The 25,026-nt window shown below is 67.3% G+C and carries 25 protein-coding genes; 15 read left to right on the top strand and 10 right to left on the bottom strand.

All coding sequences use genetic code 11. From position 1 onward, the window contains the following. Nucleotides 1-9 precede the first annotated feature (9 nt). The 3 genes from mreD to EL288_RS02320 all read right to left on the bottom strand — a co-directional run bounded on the left by mreD (nt 10) and on the right by EL288_RS02320 (nt 2,576). Nucleotides 10-573 carry a rod shape-determining protein MreD gene (gene mreD / locus EL288_RS02330; protein WP_003815202.1) on the bottom strand — a complete coding sequence of 188 codons (564 nt, stop codon included), beginning with the start codon at nt 571-573 and terminating at the stop codon, nt 10-12. Further along, complete coding sequence (gene mreC, locus EL288_RS02325) at nt 560-1,444, bottom strand: rod shape-determining protein MreC (protein WP_003815203.1); 885 nt, start codon at nt 1,442-1,444, stop codon at nt 560-562. The genes mreD and mreC overlap by 14 nt, the downstream gene beginning before the upstream one ends. Before the next feature lie 88 nt (nt 1,445-1,532). After that, entirely contained in the window at nt 1,533-2,576 is a 1,044-nt protein-coding gene (locus EL288_RS02320; RefSeq protein WP_003815204.1) for a rod shape-determining protein, read from the bottom strand. Nucleotides 2,577-2,806: 230 nt separating this feature from the next. Here EL288_RS02320 and gatC point away from each other — a divergent pair, with 230 nt between their 5' ends. Genes gatC through gatB form a run of 3 tightly spaced genes read left to right on the top strand, consistent with a single transcriptional unit; the run spans nt 2,807 to nt 6,113 of the window. Continuing rightward, a complete protein-coding gene (gene gatC, locus EL288_RS02315) occupies nt 2,807-3,115 on the top strand; it encodes an Asp-tRNA(Asn)/Glu-tRNA(Gln) amidotransferase subunit GatC (RefSeq protein WP_010929772.1) in 309 nt (102 codons plus the stop codon). A gap of 2 nt (nt 3,116-3,117) precedes the next feature. Then, nucleotides 3,118-4,656, top strand: coding sequence for an Asp-tRNA(Asn)/Glu-tRNA(Gln) amidotransferase subunit GatA (gene gatA / locus EL288_RS02310; RefSeq protein WP_010927141.1), 1,539 nt, complete (start codon nt 3,118-3,120; stop codon nt 4,654-4,656). A gap of 2 nt (nt 4,657-4,658) precedes the next feature. Then, nucleotides 4,659-6,113 carry an Asp-tRNA(Asn)/Glu-tRNA(Gln) amidotransferase subunit GatB gene (gatB, locus tag EL288_RS02305; RefSeq protein ID WP_003815208.1) on the top strand — a complete coding sequence of 485 codons (1,455 nt, stop codon included), beginning with the start codon at nt 4,659-4,661 and terminating at the stop codon, nt 6,111-6,113. A gap of 83 nt (nt 6,114-6,196) precedes the next feature. On the opposite strand, the gene pyrE is transcribed toward gatB, so the two are convergent. Further along, entirely contained in the window at nt 6,197-6,871 is a 675-nt protein-coding gene (gene pyrE / locus EL288_RS02300) for an orotate phosphoribosyltransferase (protein WP_033459018.1), read from the bottom strand. Between the two features lie 137 nt (nt 6,872-7,008). On the opposite strand from pyrE, the gene EL288_RS02295 reads away from it, so the two are divergent. Together EL288_RS02295 and gdhA are read left to right on the top strand one after the other, a co-directional pair. Continuing rightward, complete coding sequence (locus EL288_RS02295) at nt 7,009-7,797, top strand: exodeoxyribonuclease III (RefSeq protein ID WP_003815212.1); 789 nt, start codon at nt 7,009-7,011, stop codon at nt 7,795-7,797. 423 nt (nt 7,798-8,220) lie between these two features. Beyond that, complete coding sequence (gene gdhA, locus EL288_RS02290) at nt 8,221-9,564, top strand: NADP-specific glutamate dehydrogenase (RefSeq protein WP_014905419.1); 1,344 nt, start codon at nt 8,221-8,223, stop codon at nt 9,562-9,564. A gap of 36 nt (nt 9,565-9,600) precedes the next feature. Here the strand turns inward: gdhA and EL288_RS02285 are convergent, their stop codons facing one another. Further along, complete coding sequence (locus EL288_RS02285) at nt 9,601-10,239, bottom strand: trimeric intracellular cation channel family protein (RefSeq protein ID WP_010929766.1); 639 nt, start codon at nt 10,237-10,239, stop codon at nt 9,601-9,603. Nucleotides 10,240-10,429: 190 nt separating this feature from the next. On the opposite strand from EL288_RS02285, the gene EL288_RS02280 reads away from it, so the two are divergent. Continuing rightward, nucleotides 10,430-11,296: a universal stress protein gene (locus tag EL288_RS02280; protein ID WP_003815215.1), complete on the top strand. Its 867-nt coding sequence runs from the start codon at nt 10,430-10,432 to the stop codon at nt 11,294-11,296. An 82-nt stretch (nt 11,297-11,378) separates the two neighbouring features. Here the strand turns inward: EL288_RS02280 and EL288_RS02275 are convergent, their stop codons facing one another. Continuing rightward, a complete protein-coding gene (locus tag EL288_RS02275; RefSeq protein WP_003815222.1) occupies nt 11,379-12,293 on the bottom strand; it encodes a LysR family transcriptional regulator in 915 nt (304 codons plus the stop codon). A gap of 96 nt (nt 12,294-12,389) precedes the next feature. Here EL288_RS02275 and EL288_RS02270 point away from each other — a divergent pair, with 96 nt between their 5' ends. Continuing rightward, complete coding sequence (locus EL288_RS02270; protein ID WP_003815224.1) at nt 12,390-13,481, top strand: tartrate dehydrogenase; 1,092 nt, start codon at nt 12,390-12,392, stop codon at nt 13,479-13,481. A 42-nt stretch (nt 13,482-13,523) separates the two neighbouring features. On the opposite strand, the gene EL288_RS02265 is transcribed toward EL288_RS02270, so the two are convergent. Together EL288_RS02265 and EL288_RS02260 are read right to left on the bottom strand one after the other, a co-directional pair. After that, complete coding sequence (locus EL288_RS02265) at nt 13,524-14,915, bottom strand: beta-propeller fold lactonase family protein (protein WP_003815226.1); 1,392 nt, start codon at nt 14,913-14,915, stop codon at nt 13,524-13,526. 72 nt (nt 14,916-14,987) lie between these two features. Then, nucleotides 14,988-15,434, bottom strand: coding sequence for a DUF305 domain-containing protein (locus tag EL288_RS02260; RefSeq protein ID WP_003815228.1), 447 nt, complete (start codon nt 15,432-15,434; stop codon nt 14,988-14,990). A 175-nt stretch (nt 15,435-15,609) separates the two neighbouring features. Here EL288_RS02260 and EL288_RS02255 point away from each other — a divergent pair, with 175 nt between their 5' ends. Next, a complete protein-coding gene (locus tag EL288_RS02255) occupies nt 15,610-16,281 on the top strand; it encodes a heavy metal response regulator transcription factor (protein ID WP_003815229.1) in 672 nt (223 codons plus the stop codon). After that, the gene (locus EL288_RS02250; protein WP_003815230.1) at nt 16,278-17,693 is read left to right on the top strand and encodes a heavy metal sensor histidine kinase; all 1,416 of its coding nucleotides are present in this window, start codon (nt 16,278-16,280) and stop codon (nt 17,691-17,693) included. The genes EL288_RS02255 and EL288_RS02250 overlap by 4 nt, the downstream gene beginning before the upstream one ends. Here EL288_RS02250 and EL288_RS02245 read toward each other — a convergent pair. Then, nucleotides 17,658-18,614, bottom strand: a complete 957-nt coding sequence (locus tag EL288_RS02245) for a LysR family transcriptional regulator (protein ID WP_003815231.1) — start codon at nt 18,612-18,614, stop codon at nt 17,658-17,660. The two genes, EL288_RS02250 and EL288_RS02245, sit on opposite strands and share 36 nt — an antisense overlap. Before the next feature lie 139 nt (nt 18,615-18,753). Here EL288_RS02245 and cuyA point away from each other — a divergent pair, with 139 nt between their 5' ends. From cuyA to cuyB, 6 genes are all read left to right on the top strand, one after another. Continuing rightward, nucleotides 18,754-19,779, top strand: coding sequence for a D-cysteate sulfo-lyase (gene cuyA, locus EL288_RS02240; protein WP_003815232.1), 1,026 nt, complete (start codon nt 18,754-18,756; stop codon nt 19,777-19,779). A 93-nt stretch (nt 19,780-19,872) separates the two neighbouring features. Further along, nucleotides 19,873-20,772 (top strand): amino acid ABC transporter substrate-binding protein, encoded by a 900-nt coding sequence (locus EL288_RS02235; RefSeq protein ID WP_003815233.1) that lies wholly within the window; start codon nt 19,873-19,875, stop codon nt 20,770-20,772. 135 nt (nt 20,773-20,907) lie between these two features. Then, nucleotides 20,908-21,669, top strand: a complete 762-nt coding sequence (locus EL288_RS02230) for an amino acid ABC transporter permease (protein ID WP_003815234.1) — start codon at nt 20,908-20,910, stop codon at nt 21,667-21,669. Further along, nucleotides 21,666-22,355: an amino acid ABC transporter permease gene (locus tag EL288_RS02225; protein ID WP_003815244.1), complete on the top strand. Its 690-nt coding sequence runs from the start codon at nt 21,666-21,668 to the stop codon at nt 22,353-22,355. The genes EL288_RS02230 and EL288_RS02225 overlap by 4 nt, the downstream gene beginning before the upstream one ends. Before the next feature lie 24 nt (nt 22,356-22,379). Further along, nucleotides 22,380-23,114 (top strand): amino acid ABC transporter ATP-binding protein, encoded by a 735-nt coding sequence (locus EL288_RS02220; RefSeq protein WP_003815245.1) that lies wholly within the window; start codon nt 22,380-22,382, stop codon nt 23,112-23,114. Between the two features lie 5 nt (nt 23,115-23,119). Then, nucleotides 23,120-23,854 carry a cysteate racemase gene (gene cuyB / locus EL288_RS02215; RefSeq protein ID WP_003815247.1) on the top strand — a complete coding sequence of 245 codons (735 nt, stop codon included), beginning with the start codon at nt 23,120-23,122 and terminating at the stop codon, nt 23,852-23,854. A 57-nt stretch (nt 23,855-23,911) separates the two neighbouring features. Here the strand turns inward: cuyB and EL288_RS02210 are convergent, their stop codons facing one another. Beyond that, nucleotides 23,912-24,976 (bottom strand): porin, encoded by a 1,065-nt coding sequence (locus tag EL288_RS02210; RefSeq protein WP_003815249.1) that lies wholly within the window; start codon nt 24,974-24,976, stop codon nt 23,912-23,914. Nucleotides 24,977-25,026: the final 50 nt, after the last annotated feature.

The raw sequence follows: 25,026 nt of genomic DNA, 5'->3' as shown, positions 1-25,026 counted from the left end.
CCGCCCGGATCAGACGGCGGAAGATTCGACGTCGTCGTAGCGTCGCTGCGGCATGTGCAGCACCCAGCCGGCCAGCGGCCAGATGGCGACGGTCAGGCCGACGCTCACGGCCCATTGCCAGCCCGGCCACTTGCCCGCCAGCCAGGCCAGGATGATCTGCGTGACCAGTTGGGCCAGGAAGAACACGGGCAGCATGTGCATGGCCTGGCTCCAGAGGTCGAAGCGCTGCAGGCGGCGATGCAGCGCGATCGCCCCGTAGGCCGTCAAGGTGTAGGACAGCGCATGGCCGCCCAGCAGGCCGGCGTCGTGGACGTCGAGCAGCAGCCCGAACACGAAGGCCGTCAGCAGGCCGACGCGGCGCGGTTCGTGCACGCACCAGAATGCGATGACCAGCACCAGCACGTCGGGCGAGCCCGGCCATTGCCGCCAGGGCAGCAGCGACAGCAGCCAGACCAGCAGCACCGTGCCCCACACGAAGACGCCATGCGCGGGGCGCGCCAGGCGTTCGGGCTCGACGTTGCTGGGCGTACCCAGCTTGCGTCGAGCCGGGACGGAAACCTTAGTCCGCTCCATCGACATCGGCCTCCTGGCGGTTGGATTCGGCCTGGTCCACATCGACCTGCAGGACCAGGAAATGGCGGTAGCGCTCGGGATGCGCCAATGGCTCGCCCAGGGCGCGCGCGAAACCCGAAGCGGTGTCGCGTTCGACCGAGGCGACCTTGGCCACCGGCAGCCCGGCCGGGAACAGGCCGCCCACGCCGCTGGTGACTATGGTATCGCCGACCTTGATGTCGGCGTTGGCCGCCAGGTAGCGCACCTCGATCACGCCGGGGGTGTTGGCGCCGAAGGCGATCAGCCGCAGGCCGTTGCGCAGCACCTGCACCGGGATGGACACGCGCTCGTCGGTGACCAGGGCGGCTTCGGCGGTCATGGGGGTGACGCGCACGATCTGGCCGACCACGCCGCCCTCGTCGATGACCGGCATGCCGGGCGCCAGGCCCGATTTGGCGCCCTTGTTGAAAACCAGGCGCTGGTGAAAGGCGTTGGGCGGCTCGTACAGCACTTCGACCACCACCGCAGACTGCGCCACCGTGTCGGTCACGCCCAGCAGACGCCGCAGCTGGGCATTCTCGGCGGCCAGCTGCGCCGCGTGCGTGGCCACCTGGGCCAGCTCGATGCGCTGGCGCTGCAAGGCTTCGTTCTCGCTGCGGATGAGGCTGGCGGCGTTGATCCATTCGTCGACCTGCTGCACCAGGTCGCGCGGCGCCATGACGGCGCGCTGGAAGGGATACAGCGCCACCGACACGGCGCGCCGCACCGGTTCGAGCACGCGCAGCTGGGAATCCACGATCAACAGGGCCAGCGCCAGGATGACCAGCACGGCCAGCCGCACCTCGGCCGGCGGGCCGCGCCGAAACAGCGGAGGGGTCGCTTGTCGTTGCATGGATAATCAGCCCGGGCCTGCCTGCCCGCAGCTGCTTCGCGGGCCGCGCCGGCCTGCTGCGTGCAGGCCGCCGGGCCGCGAGACAGGCTCAGTCGTTGATGAAGATGGCGCCGAGTTTCTCAAGATGCTCAAGCGCTTCGCCGCAGCCGCGCACCACGCAGGTCAAGGGATCGTCTGCCACCACCACCGGCAGGCCGGTTTCTTCCTGCAGCAAGCGATCCAGGTCGCGCAGCAGCGCGCCGCCGCCGGTCAGGGCAATGCCCTTGTCGGTGATGTCGGCGCCCAGCTCGGGCGGCGTCTGTTCGAGCGCGATCTTGACGGCCGAGACGATCTGGTTGAGCGGATCGGTAAGCGATTCGAGGATCTCGTTGGACGAGACCGTGAAGCTGCGCGGCACGCCTTCGGCCAGGTTGCGGCCCTTGACCTCGATTTCGCGCACTTCGGAACCGGGGAACGCCGAGCCGATTTCCTTCTTGATGAGTTCGGCGGTGGGCTCGCCGATCAGCATGCCGTAGTTGCGGCGGATGTAGTTGACGATGGCCTCGTCGAACTTGTCGCCGCCGACGCGGACCGAGCCCTTGTACACCATGCCGCCCAGCGAGATGACGGCCACTTCGGTGGTGCCCCCGCCGATGTCGACCACCATGGAGCCGCTGGCGTCCGAGACGGCCAGGCCGGCGCCGATGGCCGCGGCCATGGGCTCTTCGATCAGGTAGACGTGGGAGGCGCCGGCGCCCAGCGCCGACTCGCGGATGGCGCGCCGCTCGACCTGGGTCGAGCCGCACGGCACGCAGACGATGATGCGCGGGCTGGGGGCCAGCATATTGCGCGGGTGCACCATGCGGATGAACTGCTTGAGCATCTGCTCGGTGACGGTGAAGTCGGCGATCACGCCATCCTTCATGGGGCGGATGGCTTCGATGTTGCCGGGAACGCGGCCCAGCATCTGCTTGGCCTCGTGGCCGACGGCCTGGATGATTTTCTTGCCATTGGGACCGCCTTCGTGGCGGATGGCGACGACCGAGGGTTCATCCAGCACGATGCCCTTGCCGCGGACGTAGATCAGCGTATTGGCGGTACCGAGGTCGATCGCCATATCGCTGGAAAAGTAACTGCGCAGGAATCCGAACATGGGAGCTCAGCTAGATTCAGGAGTGGGGAGGCATGCTGCGGGAACGCCGACGCCGCCTCGACTGACAGGAGGCTGGCCCGACCGCAACGATTAAACCGTGAATCATAACTTATAATTTCCCCGGAAATAGCGCATAAATGCGGCCTATTCAAGCTTTGTAACGCCTTCGGCCTGTGCATACTGCCAGGTTCCCTTCCTCCGCTACGCCCTCGATTTTTTTCCGGTATTCCATGGCGCTCAACGAACAAGACGTGGCCCGCATCGCCCGGCTGGCCCGCATCGAACTGACCCCCGACCAGCGTGGCCGGGCCCAGGCCGAACTCAACGGCATCCTGCACCTCATCGAGCGCTTGCAGGCCGTAGATACGCAGGGCGTCGAGCCGCTCGCGCATCCCCTGTCGGCCCACGAGGACATCACCCTGCGCCTGCGCGAGGACGCCGTCAGCGAGCAGGCCACCGAGGCGCGCCGCGCCGAACTGCTGGCCAACGCCCCCGAATCGGCCGACGGCCTGTTCCTGGTCCCGAAAGTAATCGAATAGTCATGACCCAATCCGCCCTGCATACCGAATTCGGCGGCATTGCCGCCTTGCGCGACGCCCTGGCCCGACGCCAGGTCAGCGCGGTCGAGCTGGCGCAAAGCGGCCTGGACGCCGCCCAGGCCGCCAGCGGCCTGAACGCCTTCCTGCACATCGACCCCGAGCTCACGCTGGCGCAGGCCCGCGCCGCCGACGCCGCCCTGGCCGCCGGCACGGCCGGCCCGCTGGCGGGCATCCCCATCGCCCACAAGGACGCCTTCGTCACCCGCGGCTGGCGCACCACCGCCGGCAGCAAGATGCTGGCCGGCTATGCCAGCCCGTTCGACGCCACCGTGGTCGAGCGCCTGGCCGAGGCCGGCGCGGTATCGCTGGGCAAGCTGAACTGCGATGAGTTCGCCATGGGCTCGGGCAACGAGAACTCGGCCTACGGCCCGGTGCGCAACCCCTGGGACACCCGGGCGGTGCCCGGCGGCTCGTCGGGCGGCTCGGCCGCCGCGGTGGCCGCCCGCCTGGTGGCCGCGGCCACCGGCACCGACACCGGCGGCTCGGTGCGCCAGCCCGCCGCCCTGTGCGGCGTCAGCGGCATCAAGCCCACCTACGGCACGGTGTCGCGCTACGGCATGATCGCCTTCGGCTCCAGCCTGGACCAGGCCGGCCCGCTGGCGCCCAGCAGCCGCGACCTGCTCGAACTGCTGGACGTCATGACCGGCTTCGACCCGCGCGACGCCACCAGCCTGCAGGCCTGCGACGGCCAGGCCAACGAAAGCGGCCGGGTGCGCCGCGGCCACGACGCCGCCCAGGCCGGCTACGACGCGGCCGGCAGCCAGCCGCTCAAGGGCCTGCGCATCGGCGTGCCGCAGGAATACTTCGGCGCGGGCCTGGCCCCCGACGTGGCCGCCGCGGTCGAAGCCGCCCTGGCGCAGTTCGAACAGCTGGGCGCGGTACGCGTGCCCGTGTCGCTGCCGCGCACCGAACTGGCCATCCCCGCCTATTACGTCATCGCGCCCGCCGAGGCCTCGAGCAACCTGGCGCGCTACGACGGCGTGCGCTACGGCCACCGCGCCGCCCAGTACGGCGATCTCAACGAGATGATCAGCCGCTCGCGCGCCGAAGGCTTCGGCGACGAAGTCAAGCGCCGCATCCTGATCGGCACCTACGTCCTGTCGCACGGCTACTACGATGCCTACTACCTGCAGGCGCAGCGCCTGCGCCGCCTGATCGCCCAGGACTTCCAGCGCGCCTTCGCCGACCAGTGCGATGTCATCATGGGGCCGGTGTCGCCCACCGTCGCCAAGAACATCGGCGACAACCGCGACGACCCGACCGCCGACTGGCTGGCCGACGTCTACACGCTGGGCGTCAGCCTGGCCGGCCTGCCGGCCATGTCCGTGCCCTGCGGCTTCGGCGGCCAGGACGGCCGCCGCCCCGTGGGGCTGCAGATCATCGGCAATTACTTCGACGAAGGCCGCTTGCTGGCCTTGGCCGACCGCTATCAACAAGTCACCGACTGGCACCAGCGCGCGCCGGTTTCGCAGGACGCCTGACCATGAACTGGGAAATCGTCATCGGCCTGGAAACGCACACCCAGCTTTCCACCGACTCCAAGATCTTTTCGGGTAGCAGCACGCGCTTTGGCGCCGCCCCCAACACGCAGGCCAACGCGGTCGACCTGGCGCTGCCCGGCAGCCTGCCGGTCATGAACCGCGGCGCCGCCGAACGCGCCATCCTGTTCGGCCTGGCCGTGGGCGGCAAGGTCGCGCCGCGCTCGGTGTTCGCCCGCAAGAACTACTTCTACCCCGACCTGCCCAAGGGCTACCAGATCAGCCAGTACGAGCTGCCGGTGGTCGAAGGCGGCACGCTCTCGTTCTTCGTCGGCGAGGAAGAAAAAACCGTCAACCTGACGCGCGCCCACCTGGAAGAAGACGCCGGCAAGTCGCTGCACGACGAATTCAGCCTGGCCAGCGGCGCGCCGGCCAGCGGGATCGACCTCAACCGTGCCGGCACCCCCTTGCTGGAAATCGTCACCGAGCCCGAAATGCGCTCGGCCGCCGAGGCCGTGGCCTATGCGCGCGCCCTGCACAGCCTGGTGGTCTGGCTGGGCATCTGCGACGGCAACATGCAGGAAGGCTCGTTCCGCTGCGACGCCAACGTCTCGGTACGCCCGGTGGGCCAGAAGGAATTCGGCACCCGCACGGAAATCAAGAACGTCAACTCGTTCCGCTTCCTGGAACGCGCCATCCTGTTCGAGGCGCGCCGCCAGATCGAACTGATCGAGGATGGCGGCACCGTGGTGCAGGAAACCCGCCTGTACGACGCCGACCGCGACGAAACCCGCAGCATGCGCAGCAAGGAAGACGCGCACGACTATCGCTACTTCCCGGACCCCGACCTGCCGCCGCTGGTCATCGGCCAGGACTGGGTCGACGCGGTGCGCGCCGGCATGCCCGAACTGCCGGCCGCCCAGCGCGCCCGCTTCGAGGCCGACTACGGCCTGCCCGCCTACGATGCCGCGCAACTGACCGTCAGCCGCGCCATGGCCGACTACTTCGAGGCGGTGGCGCGCGCCCTGCCGGCCGGCCAGGCCAAACTGGCCGCCAACTGGATCATGGGCGAAGTCGCGGCCACCCTGAACCGCGAAGAGAAGGACATCGACGCCGCGCCCGTATCGGCAGCCGCCCTGGCGGCCCTGATCAACCGCATCATCGACGGCACGATTTCCAACAAGATCGCCCGCGACGTGTTCGCCGCCATGTGGGCGGGCGAAAACGGCGGCGACGCGGACGCCATCATCGCGGCGCGCGGCCTCAAGCAGATCAGCGACAGCGGCGCCATCGGCGCCATGATCGACGAAGTCCTGGCGGCCAACCCCGCCATCGTCGAGGAATACCGGGCCGGCAAGCAGAAAGCCTTCAACTCGCTGGTCGGCCAGATCATGAAGGCCGCCAAGGGCAAGGCCAACCCCCAGCAGGTCAACGAGCTGCTGAAGGAAAAGCTAGGCTGATCCCTCGGGAGCCTGTCCCCGCGGGGACAGGCTCCCGCTGACTGGAATGCCTGCCCCTGCCGGGACAGGCCCATGATCCGCCCCTACACCCCGTATTTGCTCCGGTACGCCTGCACCGCCGCGCGGTGCTCGGCGAACTGGGCGTCGTCCTGCAGCAGGGTCATGATGTCGGCCAGGGAGGCGATGCTGACCACCGGGATGCCGTAGGTGCGCGCCACGTCCTGCACGGCGGAATGCGGCGACAGGGCGTCGTCGGGACCGGCGCGTTCCATGCGGTCCAGGGCGATCAGCACCGCGGCGGGCTCGGCGCCGGCGGCGCGGATGATCTCGACCGATTCGCGCACCGAGGTGCCGGCGGTGATGACGTCGTCGATGATGACGACCTTGCCCGTCAGCGGCGCGCCCACCAGGGTGCCGCCTTCGCCGTGGTCCTTGGCTTCCTTGCGGTTGAAGGCGAACGGCACGTCGCGCCCGGCCATGGCGCGATGCCCGGCCAGCGCCACCGACGTAGCGGTGGCCAGCGGGATGCCCTTGTAGGCCGGGCCGAACAGCATATCGAACGCCACGCCGGAATCGACCAACGCCTGCGCGTAGAAGCCGGCCAGCGCGCCGACCGAGCGGCCCGAATTGAACAGGCCGGCGTTGAAGAAATAGGGACTGATACGGCCGGACTTGACCTTGAAGCTGCCGAAACGCAGCACGCCCTCGTCGAGGGCAAAACGGACAAAATCAGCGGCGGTAGAGGCGGAGGCGGACATACGTGCGATGGGCGAAATGGCAAACCCCGCCATTATCCGCGAATCGGCCTGGCGGCGCAGCGGCGGCGCGCCTCGGTTAAAGTTTCATTCTTGCGCCGGCCCGCAAGGGGCCGCGATGACCGATTCAGGAGCCAGCCTTGCTGCGTATCACCTCGCTCAACCTCAACGGTATCCGTTCCGCCTTCCGCAAGGGCCTGCAGCCCTGGATGACCGCCCACAACGCCGATGTACTGTGCCTGCAGGAGATCAAGGTCTCGCATGACGACCTGACCGACGAGCTGCGCCACCCGCCTGGCTATACGGGTCACTTCCACCACGCCGAGAAAAAGGGCTACAGCGGCGTGGGCATGTACCTGCGCGCCGGCGCCGAACGCGTGGTGGCCGGCTTCGATTGCGAGGAGTTCGACGCGGAAGGCCGCATCCTGCGCGCCGACTGGAAGGATCTGTCGGTCATCAGCGCCTACCTGCCCTCGGGTTCGAGCGGCGACGAGCGCCAGCAGGCCAAGTACCGCTTCCTGGACCAGTTCGGCCCATGGCTGGACGGCCTGATGGCCGAGCACAGGAAGACCGGACGCGAATTCGTCATCTGCGGCGACTGGAACATCGCCCACAAGGAAATCGACCTGAAGAACTGGAAGGGCAACCAGAAGAACTCGGGCTTCCTGCCCGAGGAGCGCGCCTGGCTGACCGAGGTGTTCGACCGGCGCGGCTTCGTCGACGTCTTCCGCAAGCTGGACGAGCGCGCCGACCAGTACACCTGGTGGAGCAATCGCGGCCAGGCCTGGGCCAAGAACGTAGGGTGGCGCATCGACTACCAGATCGCCACCCCGGGTATCGCCGAACGCGCACGCGCCACTTCCATCTACAAGGACGAGCGGTTTTCCGACCACGCGCCGCTGACGGTGGACTACGACATCGCCCTGTAACACGGTTGTGATGCGTAAAGGCCTCAAAAAATAACAGGGACGCATAAAGGCGAAAATTTCTTCGCCGATCCGGGCGGGGCCTGCCACGAACATGGTGCAACGCCGCAAATTGTGATTGCGCCCCACGGGAAGGCGCGCCAAATAAATGGGGACATAGCTGTAGAGCCCCATTTCATGCGCTTCTCGGAAAATATTCGCCTGTCATGGCCGGCAGGCGAATCACCGCTCGCATTAATACGTCCCCAATAATCACTCCTTCCGGCAAGCCGCGCCAACACTGGTTTTGCGGCCGATTCCGGCTTTTCGTCCGACGAATTTTGGCCCACAATTGCGCACCAAAAGTGTGCAACCGCGCACCTCTTCTCTACGCTTTTGCACCGCAACACAACGCGCTGCACCATCGCATTGCCAGGAGGCAGTATCTTGAAATTGCAGAGTCTGGACGACTTCCTGCGCCGGGTTGCCGCGCGCGATCCGCAACAAGCCGAATTCATGCAGGCAGTCCAAGAGGTCATGCTGAGCCTCTGGCCCTTCATCGAGAAGCACCCGCATTACGCCGAGCACGCCCTGCTGGAACGCCTGGTCGAGCCCGAACGCGTGATCCAGTTCCGCGTCTGCTGGACCGATGACCAGGGCCAGGCCCAGGTCAACCGCGCCTTCCGCATCCAGCACAGCTCGGCCATCGGCCCCTTCAAGGGCGGCATGCGCTTCCACCCGACGGTCAATCTGTCGGTGCTGAAGTTCCTGGCTTTCGAACAAACCCTGAAGAACGCGCTGACCACCCTGCCCATGGGCGGCGGCAAGGGCGGCTCCGACTTCGACCCCAAGGGCAAATCGGACGCCGAGGTGATGCGTTTCTGCCAGGCGCTGATGCTGGAACTGCACCGCCACCTGGGCCCGGACACCGACGTGCCCGCCGGCGATATCGGCGTGGGCGCGCGCGAGGTCGGCTTCATGGCCGGCATGATGAAAAAGCTGTCGAACTCGGCGGCCAGCGTATTCACCGGCAAGGGCCTGTGCTTCGGCGGCAGCCTGATCCGCCCCGAAGCCACCGGCTACGGCACGGTCTATTTCGCGCAGGAAATGCTGCAACGCGCCGGCCTGTCTTTCGACGGCATGCGCGTGTCGGTGTCGGGCTCGGGCAACGTGGCCCAGTACGCGATCGAGAAAGCCATGGCGCTGGGCGCCAAGGTCGTCACGATCTCGGACTCGTGCGGCACGGTCATCGACGAGGCCGGCTTCACGCACGAGAAGCTGCTGGCCCTGATGCACATCAAGAACGACCTGCGCGGCCGCCTGGACACGTACGCCAGCCAGTTCGGCCTGCGCTACGAGGCCGGCGTGCGCCCCTGGCACGTGCCGGTGGATGTCGCCCTGCCGTGCGCCACCCAGAACGAGCTGGACGAAAACGACGCCCGCACGCTGATCCGCAACGGCGTGAAGTGCGTGGCCGAAGGCGCCAACATGCCCGCCACCCTGGACGCCGCCAAGGCTTTCATCGCGGCCGAAGTGCTGTACGCGCCGGGCAAGGCCAGCAACGCCGGCGGCGTGGCGGTGTCGGGCCTGGAAATGAGCCAGAACTCGGCCCGCCTGCCCTGGACGCGCGAACAGGTGGACGCGCGGCTGCATGCCATCATGCGCGATATCCACGAAAACTGCGTGCGCCACGGCCACGGCGCGGGCAACTACGTCAACTACGTGGATGGCGCCAACATCGCCGGCTTCGTCAAGGTCGCCGACGCCATGCGCCAGCAGGGCCTGTACTGATGCAGGACCGCGCCGCCGCGCCCTGGCGCGGCGGCGTCAATGCCAGTCGCCGCGGTAGACGAACTTCGGCATCTGCCAGTTGAAGCGCAACGCCAGCAGGCGAAACGCCAGCCCGACGGCCAGCGCGACGGGCACCGACACGCTGGCGGACACGCCCTGGCCGTACATGGCCAGGTACAGGCCGCCGGTCACTGCCGAAACGCTGGCGTAGAGTTCGCTGCGAAACAGCAGCGGAATGTCGTTGCACAGCACGTCGCGCAATACGCCGCCGGCACACCCGGTGATCATGCCGCTGACCAGCACGATGGTCAGCGGCATTTCCATTTGTTGGGCCACCTGGCAGCCGATGATGGTGAACGCCACCAGGCCGATGGCGTCCAGCAGCAGGAACAGGCTGCGCAGGCGCCGCAGCGCGCGCGCCCCCAGCGCCGTCAGCAGCGCGGCGCCGGCCGTCATCCACAGGTATTCGGGATGGGCCACCCAGCTCAGCGGATAATGGCCCAGCAGCACGTCGCGCAGCGACCCGCCGCCCAATGCCGTGACACAGGCGATCACGCACACGCCGACCCAATCCATGTCGCGCCGCCCGGCGGCCAGCGCCGCCGTCATGGCCTCGGCCACGATGGCCACCAGGTAGAGCGTGTACAACAGCAGGACGGACGGATCTGGCGGCATGGCGGCGGCGCGGACGAAAAGATGGACAACGCTGGCATTGTATTGACAACGCCGCCGGCCCGGCTGGGCCGTACCGCCCGCTTGACCGCGATCAAGACGCCTGGCCCGCCTGTGCGGGACAATGGACGCTCCATCCTGCCGGCAAGCCCCGTGCGGGAACCAGGCCGCGACCACTACCAGGAGACGCCGCATGCAAGCCCAGACCGCCCCCATTCTGCTTGCCACCGACCTGAGCGCGCGCAGCGACCGCGCGCTGGACCGGGCCCTGATGCTCGCCGCGCAGGCGCAGACCAGCCTGGTCGCGCTGCACATCATGGAACCCACCAATGCGCCGCTGACCACGCCGGTGTGGCGCCGGCTGAGCGCCGACCACAAGCAACTGGCCGAACGCCGGCTGGCCGAGGACCTGGCCGACGCCCCCGTTCCCACCTCGGCGGTGGTGCGCAGCGGCGAAACCGTGCCGCTGATCCGCGAGACGGCCGAGCACTTCGGCTGCTCGCTGATCGTGACCGGCATCGCGCGCGAATCCACCCTCAGCCGCCTGCTGCTGGGCACCACGGTCGAGCGCCTGGCGCGCCAGGCCAGCCAGCCCGTGCTGGTGGTCAAGGCGCGGCCGCGTAAACCATACCGCGACGTGGTCGTGGCCACCGACTTCTCCGAGGGCTCGCGCCAGGCCCTGGTGGCCGCCCTGCGGGTGGCCGGCGACGCCCCGCTGACCCTGTTCCACGCCTATGACGTCCCGTTCGGCAAGGACGCGCCCGAAGACGCGGTGGTGCGCAGTTTCTACAACGACGCGGCCCAGAAGGCGCGCGCCTTCCTGGACGGCACGCCGGAGCTGGCCGGACGCCCCGCGCCCGAGCTGGTGCTGGAAAGCGGCCAGCCCGAGACGCTGCTGTCGGAGTACGTATTCAACCGCCGCTGCGACCTGGTGGTGACCGGCACCCACGGCCTGACCGGCATCCTGCGCACCGCCATCGGGAGCGTGGCCGAGAAACTGCTGGAAGCCCTGCCCTGCGACGTGCTGATCGTGCGGCAGACCGGCACGGCCGGCGACTGATCCGCGCAGGGGTGCCTGTCCCCGCTGGGACAGGCACCCTGTCATACGCCAAGACGGTATCCGTCCCCGCGGGGACAGGCGCCTATCCGCCGGCCTGCGCCGCGAAGCGCCGGAACTCCTCCTGCAGGAACTCCACGGCGACGCGCACCTTGGCGGAATTCTCCAGCCGCGACGGATAGACGGCCCAGATGTTGGCATCCTGGCGCCACGGCGCCAGCAACGGCACGAGCAGTCCGTCGCGCAACAGCGGCGCGACGTCCCAGTGCGAGCGCAGCACGATGCCGCGCCCGTCCACCGCCCAGCGCACGGCGATCTCGCCGTTGTTGGCCGACAGCGGCCCGGTTACCTTGATGGTGCGGTTTTCGGCGCCGGCGCGCAGCGTCCAGACCCCGAACGGGTGATCGCGCTCCTTGATGACCAGGCAGTCGTGGCCGGCCAGTTCCTCGGGCGTGCGGGGCGTTCCCCGGCGCGCCAGGTAGTCCGGCGCGGCGCACAGCAGGCGGTGATTGTCCGCCAGCCGCCGCGCGATCAGGTGCGGGGCGATATCGTCGCCCACCCGCACATCCAGGTCGAACCCCTCGCTGGCCACGTCGACCAGGCGGTCGAACACTTCCAGCCGCACCTGCAGCGCGGGAAAGCGCTCGACCAGGCGCGACAGCATCGGACCCACCACGTTGCGCCCGAAGCCGAAGCTGCAGCTCACGCGCAGCAGGCCGCGCGGCACCGCGCGGGTGGCGGCCACCTCCTGCATGAGCTGGTCCACGTTGTCGAGCACCCGCTGCGCCCACAGGAAGACCCGCTCGCCTTCGCGGGTGACGCTGACCCTGCGGGTGGTGCGATGCAGCAGCCGCACGCCCAGCACCCCTTCCAGCACCCGCAGGCGCTTGCTGACATAAGCGGTGGACACGCGCAGTTCCTCGGCCGCCGCGGCAAAGCTGGACAGGCGCGCCACGTGCAGGAATACGCGCAGATCTTCGTTGGCCGGGATATTGCTCACGATTCGTTGATGATCAATTCACAATTGACTCATTGTAGTCATTACGTCAACACTGGAAAATGGCCGGCATCGTCTTTTCCCGTCCGGAGCCCGCTCATGTCTTCCCCACGTACTTATCGCATCGCAGCCATCGCCGGGGACGGCATCGGACGCGAAGTCATGCCCGAAGGACTGCGCGTGGTGCGCGCCGCCGCCCGCCGCTTCGGCCTGGACCTCGATATCGTCACCTTCGACTGGGCCCATTGCGACTATTACCGCGAGCACGGGCAGATGATGCCCGACGACTGGAAAGCGCAACTGGCCGGCATGGACGCGATTTACTTCGGCGCGGTGGGCTGGCCCGCAACCGTGCCCGACCACGTGTCGCTGTGGGGCTCGCTGCTGAAGTTCCGCCGCGAATTCGACCAATACATCAATCTGCGGCCGGTGCGCCTGTTCGAGGGCGTGCCCTGCCCCCTGGCGGGCCGCCAGCCCGGCGATATCGACTATCTGGTCGTGCGCGAGAACACCGAGGGCGAGTACACCTCGGCGGGCGGCGTCATCTACGAAGGCACCGAGCGCGAAATCGTCATCCAGGAATCGGTGTACTCGCGCTACGGCGCCGACCGCGTGCTGCACTACGCCTATGCGCTGGCCGACAGCCGCCCGCGGCGGCGCCTGACGGTGGCCACCAAGTCCAACGGCATCGCCATCAGCATGCCGTGGTGGGACAAGCGCGCCGACGCCGTCGGCCAGCAGTATCCCGGCGTGGCGGTGGACAAACAGCACATCGACATCCTGTCGGCGCGCTTCGTGCTGCAGCCGGACCGCTTCGACGTGGTGGTGGCCTCCAACCTGTTCGGCGACATTCTCTCGGACCTGGGCCCGGCCACCACGGGCACCATCGGCCTGGCGCCCTCGGCCAACCTCAATCCCGAACGCGAGTTTCCGTCGCTGTTCGAGCCGGTGCACGGCTCGGCGCCGGACATCTACGGCCAGAACATTGCCAACCCGGTCGCCATGATCTGGTCCGGCGCCCTGATGCTGGATTTCCTGACCGAAGGCGCCGGCGCCGGACGCGCCGCGCACGACGCCATCGTGGCGGCCATCGAACAGGTGCTGGCCCACGGCCCGCGCACGCGCGACCTGGGGGGCACGGCCTCGACCGATGCCATGGGCGAGGCCATCGCCGCCCGGCTGGCGGCCTGAGGCCTGGCCGGCCGTCGCCGGCTGGCCGGGCCCGCCTGGACGCTAGGCGCCCACCAGCACCGCCCGCGCGGCATCGACGGGGGCATCGCCTTCCATGATGACGATGCCGCCCTGGCCGGCCGCGGCCGTGGCGTGCGGCCCCGCCGGCTGGCGCAGCGGCGCGATCATGGTGCCGGCGGCCTTGCCGTCCGCGCCGGTCCGGAAACTGGCCACCGGCGCCTTCACCCCGTTCAGATAGACGTTGTAGACGGTCTCGGCCTTCAGGCCGAACAGGTTGACCTCCAGCGCGTCGACCACGCCCAGGTTGCGCAACACGACGAACCCGCGTCCCTGCTTGCCAACCGGCTTGAGCGCGATGTTGACCGGATCGCCATTGACGCGCGGCACGAGATTCTGGTCGCCTCGCCCTTGCGCGACGACGCCCGACACGAAAGCCAGGGCCTGCGGCGCCTGGCCCACGGGTACGCGCTTGACGACCTTGTTGCTGGCCGTATCGATGACGTCGAGCGCGTCGCCGTTCTCCAGGCCGACGTAGACGCGGCTGCCGTCATCGGAGGTCCAGATGCCATGCGGCAACGCGCCGGTGGGGATGGTGGCGACCAGCTTCGCGGGCTTGTCGGTGGTGTACACCTTGACCGCGTTTTCCCCGCCGATCGTGACATACGCATAGGTCTTGCCGGCCACCGGCGCGAAGGCGATGTGGTTGGTAATGAAACCGGTGTCCATGACGCCCGTGACCTGCAGCGACTTCGTGTCGATGCGCGTGACCTTGCCCACGTCCTTGTGCGTCATCCAGATCTCGCTGTTGTCCGGCGTGATCTGCAGGAACGGTGAAAACGGGCTGACGACGTCGATCTTCTTGACGATCTTGTGCGACTTGACGTCGATCACGTCTACCGAAGGCGTGAAGCTGGACACGACGAAAGCCAGCTTGCCGTCCGGATGGAAGATCACCATTCCCGGCCCGAGGTTGGTCTGGATGCGGTCGGTCTCCTTGAAGGTCTGGGGGTCGATGACGGAGATGTAGTCTTCGCCGCGCACCACGACCCAGGCCTGCTTGCCGTCCATGGTGAAGAACCCTTCGTGCGGCGAACGCCCCAGATAGGTGATGCCCTTGACCTTGTTGGTGGCCGTGTCGATGAAGGTCGCCGAGTTGGAGCCGTTGGAGACGACCAGCAAGGTTTTGTGGTCGGGCGAAAAGCCCATGCCGTGCACATTGATCTGGCCCTTGTACAGCGGCGAGAGCAGGTCCGGCCGCGCGTTGCCAAGCCGGATCTGACCAAGCAGCGTATTGGTCGAAGGATCGACCACCGAAACCGTGTTGCTGTTCTGGTCGGCGGTATAGACGCGATCGTGCGCGCTGGGCAGCGACCAGGCGGCGCCCGCGTGCAGGGCCAGCGCCGCCAGGGCGCAGAGGGAAGAGGTTTTTTTCATGCGGATCTCACCTGTTTGTGTAATGCGGAATGGAAAGCCCCGGGGCCGGCAAACCCCGTCGAGCCGCAAACCCTATTTGCCGGCCGCCGCGGCGTGGCGGTCCAGCCATGCCTGCATGACACGGATTTCGTTCTGCTGCTCCGTGATGATGCCCAGCGCCAGGTTGCGCACCTCGGGGTCCTCGGTGTAGAGCAGGACCGCCTTGGCCATGTCGACCGCGCCCTGGTGGTGCGGCATCATCATGGTCATGAAGTCATGGTTGGACTGGCCATTCATGGGCGCGCGCAGCATGCCCTCGTCCATGACCGCCATGGCGTCGTCCATCAGTGCAGAGAACGGCTTGGCGGTGCTGGCGACGAAGACCGGCGGGGCCTTGGCCGCGCCGGCGGCCGGCGCGGATGGGTCCGCGCCATGATGGCCGCCGTGCGCGCTGGCGTATCCGCCGGCCAGGCATAGCAGCAGCGCGGCGACGCTACGCCCCGCGCCCGCGTGAAACGGGCCTTTCAACAAGAGTTGCATGAACGTGCTCCAGAAAAAAACGAAGGATCAGGCCTGCGATCGCGCGCCGAAGGCCCGCGATCCCAGTCCATCGTAGGGACGGGGCGCTATCGGCAGCATGGCTTTTGCATGACATTTGCGTCATGAACCGCGAGCATCGAATTGCTAACATGAACGCTCATCGGCGGAGCGTGCTATGGCTATCCTCGTCATCGAAGACGACCTCAAGACTGGCGACTACCTGAAGAAAGGCTTGCTGGAATCCGGCTATTCCGTGGATCTCGCCCGCAATGGCATCGACGGCCTGCACCGCCTGCGCGAGCAGCGCTACGACGTGCTGGTGCTCGATGTCATGCTGCCGGGCAAGGACGGCTGGCAGGTCATCGAAGAGGTACGCCAGGACTCCGACGTGCCGGTCATCTTCCTGACGGCGCGCGACCATGTCGCCGACCGCATCCGGGGCCTGCGGCTGGGCGCCGACGACTACCTGGTCAAGCCGTTCTCCTTCGCCGAGCTGGTGCTGCGCATCCAGACGATGCTGCGGCGCGGCGCGGCGCGCGCGGCCGAAACGCTGCAGGTCGCCGACCTGCGGCTCGACCCGGTGCGGCGCAAGGTCACCCGCGGCGGCGCCAGCATCGTCCTCACCAACAAGGAGTTCATGCTCCTGCACCTGCTCATCAGAAGGCAGGGCGAAGCCCTGTCGCGCACCATCATCGCCTCCGAAGTCTGGGACATGAACTTCGACAGCGACACCAACGTGGTGGACGTGGCCATCAAGCGCCTGCGCGCCAAGGTCGACGCCCCGTTCCCCCTCAAGCTGATCCAGACCGTGCGCGGCATCGGCTACGCCCTGGCGGAGCAGCCTTGAGGCGCTGGACGCTGGATTCGCTCACGGTACGCACCGCGCTGTCGTTCGCCGTGGTGTCCTGCCTGGTCGTGTCGGGGCTGGGCCTGTACCTGTACTCCTCCGCCAGGCAGGCGCTGGAGACGCGCGCCGACTACACCCTGGTGGGCCGGGTCGAGCGCTTTCGCAACATGCTGCACGACCTGTACAACATCCGGCAGATGGAGCAGCGTCCCGCGCTGTTCGAAAGCATGCTCGGCAACGAGCGGGACGTGCGCATCTTCCGCCGCCTGGGCGAAGCGCCCTTCATTGCCGTCAATCCCGACGGCATGGCGCCGCCGCCGATGACGCCGGTGCCGGTGGGCCGGGACATCACCATCGAATCGCTGCACAGCGGGGAACGCCCCGATGGCGTGCGGGTGCGATGGGTGTCCGCCCTGGCCGAGATCGGCGAGGACGGCGGCACGGTCGAAGTCACGGCCGCCTACGTCATGAAGCAGGAGTCGAACATGCTGTCGGCATACCTGCTGCGCGTGGTCGTCGCCATCGTCCTGACCACCCTGCTGACGGCGCTGATCGGCTACGCGCTGCTGGTGCGCGGGTTCAGGCCGCTGGCGGCGATGAGCGCGCGCGCCACCGAGATCTCGCCGGCCAACCTGGCGGCGCGCCTGCCGGAACGCGACGCGCCGTCGGAGCTGCGCGGGCTTGCGCGCCAGTTCAACGCCATGCTGGACCGCCTGCAGGCGGGCTACGAGCACCTGTCGCAATTCTCGGCCGACCTCGCGCACGAGATCCGCACGCCGGTCAATGTGCTCATGGGGCAGACCCAGGTCGCCTTGCGCCAGCCGCGCGGCGCCGACGAGTACGAGCTGTTGCTGGAGTCCAATCTGGAAGAGCTGGCCCGCCTGGCGCATATCGTCGAGAACATCCTGTTCCTGTCGCGCGCCAACCACGACGGCGCGGCCGTCGAGTACGCGTGGCTGGCGCAATCGGCCGAACTGGCGAAGATCGCCGAATACTTCGAAGGACCGGCGCAGGAGCGCGGCATGCGCTTTGCCATCGAGGCCAGCGGCCAATGCCGGGCCAACCCCATCATGTGGCGGCGCGCCGTCAACAATCTGGTGGTCAACGCCGTGCGCTACGGGCACCCGGACAGCTGCATTCTGCTTCGGGCCGGCGCCGACGCCAACGGCGCGACGATCGTGGTGGAGAACATGGGCGCGCCAGTCTCGCAGGAGGAGGCCGACCGGATGTTCGGCCGCTTCTACCGCAGCGACAAATCCCGCACCGCCAGCACGGAATCGAACGGCCTGGGCCTGGCGATCGTCAGCGCCATCATGCGCATGCACGGCGGCAGCGCCAGCGCCACCGCGCTCGACGATGGGCGCATCCGCTTTACGCTACGTTTTCCGCCGGGCCCGGCCGCCCCCGCCTGAAGCCGGCGGCGCCTCGGACTCCCGCAGCAAGGTCCAGAGGCGGTCTATGGCCTCGGGATAATTCGAATGCGTATTGCGGTACAGGCCCAGCTGCAGCGTCACGGGCTGCAGGTACTCCTCGCGCGCATCGAGCATGACCAGCGCGCCGGCCTTCACCTCCCGCTCGATCAGGCTCAGCGGCAGCCAGGCCATGCCCAGCCCCGCCAGGACCATCTCCTTGACCCCGGCGAGAAACACCGATTCGTGGACGATCTCGACCTTGCAGTGCTGCAGCAGCGCCGTGAACGACTGCTCGTACATGACGCGTCCCAGGAAGCTGTCGGGCGGAAACGCCAGCAGGCTCAGCGGCTTGCCGCGCCGCGGCGCATGCAAGGCGCGGCCGTTCCTGGCCGGCGCGCTCAACGGCACCAGGACCTCCTGCCCTACCGGCAGGCGCAAGTGCGCCGGGACCAGCCGGTACAAGGCGTCGTTCCTCTCCTCCATGCACAGCAGCAGGTCGGCCTCGCCGCGCAGGAACAGCGCCACGCAATCGTCGCGGTTCTCCGAGCGCACGCTGAACTCGATGCGCGGGCTGTCCTGCTCGCCGAGCAGCGTCAACAAGGCGGGCAGCCGCGACATGGTCAGGGAATGCTGGGTCGCCAGCACGAGGCGCGCCAGGCCGTTCTGCTCGGACTGCATGCGCGTGCGCAGCTGCGCCATGTCGCGCAGCAGCATGCGGAAACCCGGGATATGGCGCTGCGCGACAGGCGTCAGGCGCAGCGTGGGGCTGCGCCGGTCGATCAGCTCCAGGCCCAGCCACCCTTCCAGCTGCTGTATGCGGCGCGAGAAGGCCGGCTGCGTGACGTTGCGCAATGCCGCGGCCCGGGAGAACGTCCCCGCGTCGACCAGGGTCAGGAAGTCTTCTATCCACAGTTGTTTCATCGCATGGCCTTTCGTGTGCGCAGACCCGTTATGCAAAAAAAGTATGCGGCGCTAAGAACATAGCATTGGGCAGCGCGGCGGGCCCATGCCTAAGATGACCAGCACTGTCCATCCCGCACTGTCCATCCCGGAGCCGAAGATGCTACATCTTGCCAAGTTTCCCCGCATAAAACTCGGGCACTTCCCCACCCCGCTCGAATTCATGCCCAACCTGACCCGCCACCTGGGCGGACCGAACCTCTACATCAAGCGCGACGACTGCACCGGCCTGGCCACCGGCGGCAACAAGACGCGCAAACTGGAGTTTCTGGTGGCCCAGGCCGTTGCGCAAGGGGCGGATACGCTGATCACCCAGGGCGCCGTCCAGTCCAACCACGCGCGCCAGACCGCCGCGGCCGCCGCGCGCGTCGGCATGAAGTGCAAGATCCTCCTGGAAGAGCGCGTCCCGCATCCGGACGATGACTACTCCCACTCCGGCAACGTCATGCTCGACGGCCTGATGGACGGCGAGATCGTCGCGCGCCTGCCCGCCGGCACCGACATGCAGCAGGCCATGGAAGACCTGGCCCGCGAACTGGCCGGGCGCGGCAGCAAGCCCTACGTCATCGCCGGCGGCGGCTCGACCCCGGTCGGCGCGCTGGGATACGTGGCCTGCGCGCAGGAGCTGCTGCACCAATCGTTCGAAACCGGGCTGCGCATCGACCATGTCGTGCACGCGACCGGCAGCGCCGGCACGCAGGCCGGGCTGGTGGTCGGGCTGCGCGCCGGCAACAGCGGCATTCCGGTCTACGGCATCAGCGTGCGGGCGCCCAAGCCCAGGCAGGAAGAAAACGTCTGGAAGCTGGTGCAGTCCACGGTCGATTACATGGGCCTGCCCGCCAGCGCGGTGGAGCGCGCCGACGTGGTGGCCAATTCCGACTACGTCGGCGAGGGATATGGCATCTCCACCGACGCGATGATCGAGGCGGTGCACATGACCGCCGCACTGGAAGCCATCCTGCTGGACCCCGTCTACTCGGGCAAAGGCATGGCCGGCCTGATCGGATTGATCCGTTCGGGTCATTTCAAGCAGGGCGAGAACGTAGTGTTCGTTCACACGGGAGGCGCAGTAGGCCTGTTCGGTTACCGCCGCGCATTCGAAGGCCTGCCTCCATTGGCCGCCTAGGCTGTCCATCCGGACAGCCTGGCATTCAACACAGGGGCGCCATCTCCTGATCGCGGCCGGCAGAGCCGCAGGCGCCCCACAGGAGACAAGAGAATGAAGATAAGTACGGTATTTTTTGCCGCGCTCGTCGGCGTCGCGGCAAGCGCGCCCGCCCATGCCGAGGGCCGGCTCGACAAGATCAAGTCCTCGGGCACCATCACCATCGGGCATCGCGACGCCTCCATCCCGTTTTCGTACCTGGACGACAAGCAGAAACCGATCGGCTACTCGATGGAAATCTGCGAGAAGGCGGTCGAGGCCATCAAGGCCAAGCTGGGCATGGCGCAGATCAAGGTCAACCTGGTGCCGGTGACCTCGTCGACGCGCATCCCGCTGGTGGCCAACGGCACCGTGGACCTGGTCTGCGGCTCCGCCACCAATACCGTGGAGCGCCAGCAGCAGGTCGCGTTCGCGCCGACCACCTTCGTGACCGCGACGCGCTTCGCGGCCAAGAAGTCCTCCAACCTCAAGAAGCTGGATGACATGAAGGGCAAGACCGTGGTCTCCACGGCCGGCACCAGCAATATCCGCTGGCTGACGCAGGCCAACGAAAAAGATGGCCTGGACATGCGCATCATCCCCACCAAGGACCACCCCGCCGCCATGCTGACGGTCGCCAACGGCCGGGCCGCCGCGTTCTTCATGGACGATGTGCTGCTGGCAGGGCTGGTCGCGACCGAGCGCAAGCCGGACGAGTGGATGATCAGCGAGGACACCTACACGGTGGAGCCCTACGCGCTGATCCTGCCCAAGGATGATCCCGCATTCAAGAAGGTGGTCGACGACACCGTGACCGGCATGATGCGCGATGGCAGCCTGGCCAAGCTGTACAAGAAATGGTTCGAATCGCCGATTCCGCCGCGCAACGTCAACCTGCACCTGCCGATGAGCGCGGCGCTGCAGCGCGTCATCGCGAATCCGACCGATTCGGCGGACCCTGCCACCTATCGTTGAGCGCGGACCCCCGCACGGCGGGAGCGCGGGCCGGGGCCAGCCCCGCGCCCCGCGTCCCCGGACGCGGCGAACGCGGCAAATGCCGCGCTCGCCGCGTCCGCCGTGCCGTCCCGCCTGCGCAGCCTGGATACAACCATGAACTACAACTGGAATTGGCATATTTTTCTTGAGATGTCGCCGACCGGCGGCATCTACCTGGGCACGCTGCTGACCGGCATGGCGTGGACGCTCGGCACCGCGGCGCTGGCCTGGATCCTGGCGCTGGGCATCGGCATCGTGGTGGGCGTGGCCCGCACCACGCAGTCGAAATGGGCGCGCATCATGGGCGCCACGTACGTCGAGTTCTTCCGCAACATTCCGCTGCTGGTGCAGATGTTCCTCTGGTACTTCGTCGTGCCCGAAATCCTGCCGGTGCAGCTTGGCGACGCGATCAAGAGCATCCCGCCGCCATGGGGCATCTTCATCCCGGCGGTCCTGTGCCTGGGCTTCTACACCTCGTCGCGGGTGGCCGAACAGGTGCGCGCCGGCATCGAGTCGCGTCCGGCCGGGCAGCGCATGGCGGCCACCGCGCTGGGCATGCGGCCCAGCCAGGTGTACCGGTACGTGCTGCTGCCGACCTCGTTTCGCATCATCCTCCCGCCGCTGACCTCGGAACTGCTCAACCTCATCAAGAACACCTCGGTGGCATTCACCATCGGCCTGCTCGAACTGGTCGGCGCGGCCCGCTCGATGCAGGAATTCAGCTTCCAGGTCTTCGAAGCCTTCGCCGGCGCGACGCTTTGCTACTTCCTGCTCAACCTGATCGTGCTGCGCGCAATGCGATACATTGAAACGCGGCTGGCGGTGCCGGGCTTCATCGGCCCCGTCTCCGCCACCACCAAACTGGCTCCGACATGAACGAATTCGACTTCGACGTCATAGGACGCTCCCTGGGATACCTGTTCCGCGACGGCATGGTGTTCACGCTCAAGCTGACGTTCCTGTCCACGGCCATGGGGCTGGCGCTGGGAACCCTGCTGGCGATGTGCCGCCTGTCGGGCATCAGGCCGCTGAGCGCGGTCGCCGCCGCGTACGTGAACGGGCTGCGCGCCTTGCCGCTGATCCTGGTCATCTTCTGGTTCTACTTCCTGGTGCCCTACATAGGCGGCTGGCTGACCGGCGCCGGCAGGCCGCTGCAGGTGGGCGGCTTCACCTCGGCGCTGATCACCTTCACCCTGTTCGAGGCCGCCTACTTCTGCGAGATCATGCGCGCCGGCATCCAGTCCATTCCGCGCGGCCAGACCTCGGCCGCCTACGCCATCGGGCTCAATTACTGGCAGACGATGGCTTATGTGGTCCTGCCCCAGGCGCTGCGCAACATGGCGCCGGTCCTGCTCACCCAGACCATCGTCCTGTTCCAGGACACCTCGCTGGTCTACGTGCTGTCGCTGACCGACTTCCTGGGAGCGGGCATCAACGTCGCCCAGCGCGACAACCGGCTGGTGGAAATGTATCTCTTCGTCGCGGCGGTGTACTTCGTCATGAGCTTCGCGGCATCGCGATTCGTGCACTACCTGCAGCAACGCAACACCATGGCCGCGTAAGCGCGGCGAAGAACAGGACGTCACATGATAGAAATCAAGAATGTCAGCAAGTGGTATGGCACGACGCAGGTGCTCAATGACTGCGTGACCAGCGTGGCCAGCGGCGAAGTCGTGGTCGTCTGCGGCCCGTCGGGCTCGGGCAAGTCCACGCTCATCAAGACCGTCAACGGGCTGGAGGCCTTCCAGAAGGGCGAAATCATCGTCGACGGCGTTTCGGTGGGCGCGCGCGATACCGACCTGCCCCGCTTGCGCACCCGCATCGGTATGGTGTTCCAGGGGTTCGAGCTGTTTCCCCACCTGTCGGTCATGCGGAATCTGGTGCTGGCCCAGGTGAAAGTGCTCAAGCGTTCCGAGGAAGAGGCGCGCGCGCACGCCGTCGCCCTGCTCGAACGGGTCGGCCTGCAGGCGCACCAGCACAAGTTTCCCGGCCAGTTGTCCGGCGGGCAGCAGCAGCGGGTCGCCATCGCCCGCGCGCTGGCCATGCAGCCCATCGCCATGCTGTTCGACGAGCCTACCTCGGCCCTGGACCCGGAAATGGTCAACGAAGTGCTCGACGTGATGATCGACCTGGCGCGCGAGGGCATGACCATGATGGTGGTGACGCACGAGATGGGCTTTGCCCGCAAGGTCGCCGATCGCGTCATCTTCATGGACGCCGGCAGTATCGTCGAAGACTGCCGCAACGACGACTTCTTCCAGAACATGGATCAGCGCTCCCCGCGGGCGCGGCATTTCCTGTCCAAGATCATTTCCCACTGACCGCCATGCCTAGCGACGACGACACACAATTCGAGGGCCGCTTCCTGGGCGTGCTGGGCGGCATGGGGCCGATGGCCGGCGCCAGTTTCATGCAACGGCTGGTGGCGCTGACCGAAGCCGCCTGCGACCAGCAGCATGTACCGGCCATCCTGTGGAACGACCCGCGCGTGCCGGACCGGCCCGCCGGGCAATCCGGACAGGGCGCCGATCCGCTGCCGTGGATGCGCCACGGCATACGGCGGCTGGAGCAGGCCGGCGCCGCCGCGATCGCCATCCCCTGCAATACCGCTCACGTCTGGTATCCGCAACTGGCGCAATCGGCGAGCGTGCCCGTCCTGCATATCGTGGAGGCGGTGCTGGACGACCTGCGGCGCCAGGGCATCCATGCGGGCCGCGTCGGCCTGCTGGCTACCGCCACGACGTTGCGGCTGGGCCTGTACCAGCATGAAATGCTGGCGCAAGGCTACGAACCGGTCGTGCCGCCCGTCGACCTGATAGATGGCCTGTGCGCGCAATCGATACGCCTGGTCAAGCAGAACCTGCTGCCGCAGGCATTGCCGCCGGCGCTGGCGTGCATCGACAGCCTGCGCGCCATGGGCGTGGACGCCATCGTGCTGGGGTGTACGGAGTTGCCGCTGGCGCTGCCGCACGCGTTGCGCGCGGAACTGGGCGTCGCGATGACCGACTCGATCGACGCGCTGGCGCTGGCCGGGCTGGCCTGGTATCGCCGCGGCGGCTGAAGGTCCGGCCGCCGCGGCCGGTGAGCGGGGCGCTCTTGCGGGCGCCCCGCCGCCGCATCAGAAGATGTGGCGGATTCCCACCGCGGCGCCGATCTGCTTGTCGTCGCCCTGGATTTCGCCGGTGGCGGCGTCCTTGACCTTGTTGTAGTCGATGGTGCCGTAAACCTGCGTGCGCTTGGAGAGCGCGTACTCGGCCACGCCGACCAGCGCGTAGCGCTTGCCCTTGTCGCCTTCCTCGACCAGGTTCTTGCTGGTGTCGTAGTACGCGGCGCCCGTCAACGCCCAACGCGGCGTGGCCTGCCAGGTGACGCCGGCGAAATAGCCGTTGTCCTTGCGCTCCAGGCCGTTGTCCGGCAGGCTGGTATTGCCCATCACGGCATTGACGAAACCGGTCTCATCGCGGCCATTGAAGTAACCGATGAACACCTTGGCGGTCTCGAACTTGTACGAGGCGTTGAGGTTCCAGACGCGCTGCTGGTAGTCGGAGTTGCTGGCCGAGTGCGTCAGCATGTAGCCGCCGCCGATCGAGAACGGGCCGGTCGTATAGGACAGCGTGCCGCCATACTGTTCGCCCAGCTTGTGGTCCTCGAAGCTGTCGCTGAACGCATACGACAGGATCACGTCGAAACCGGCCAGCTTGTCGTTGCGATAGCGCACCGAGTTGGAGCTGCGCGCGCGCGACATCGCCACCGGCAGCCACGAGTTCTGCGCATAGTTGCCGACGGTCAGCGGGTCGTACGAATCGGCCAGGATCGTGAACAGGGGCGTGTCCTGGCGGCCCAGCGAGATCGCGCCGATCTCGCCGCCGTCCAGGCCGACGTAGGCATGGCGGTTGAAGAAGCTGTCGGGATCGGAACGCTCGCCGTTCTGGACATTGAACCCGCTTTCCAGGCGGAAGAAGGCCTTCATGCCATCGCCCAGGTCTTCCACGCCGCGCAGGCCCCAGCGGCTGTTGGAGATGGCGCCGTTTTCCATCGACACGCGGCTGTTGCCGTTGTCGTTGCCGGTGCTCAGGTAGCGGACGCTGACATCGGCGATTCCGTACAGCGTGACACTGGTTTCGGCGTGGGCCGTACCCACGAACATGCCTGCCAGCGCGACGGCTGGGATCAGTCGCTTCATTTTCCAGTCTCCTCTTTTTCGGACGTGAGTTGCCCGAATTGTTATCAATA

Source organism: Bordetella bronchiseptica (assembly GCF_900636925.1).
Classification (GTDB): Bacteria; Pseudomonadota; Gammaproteobacteria; order Burkholderiales; family Burkholderiaceae_B; genus Bordetella; species Bordetella pertussis.
Note: the sequence above shows the minus strand (reverse complement) of the source record. Positions and strands in the feature narration are given on the sequence as shown.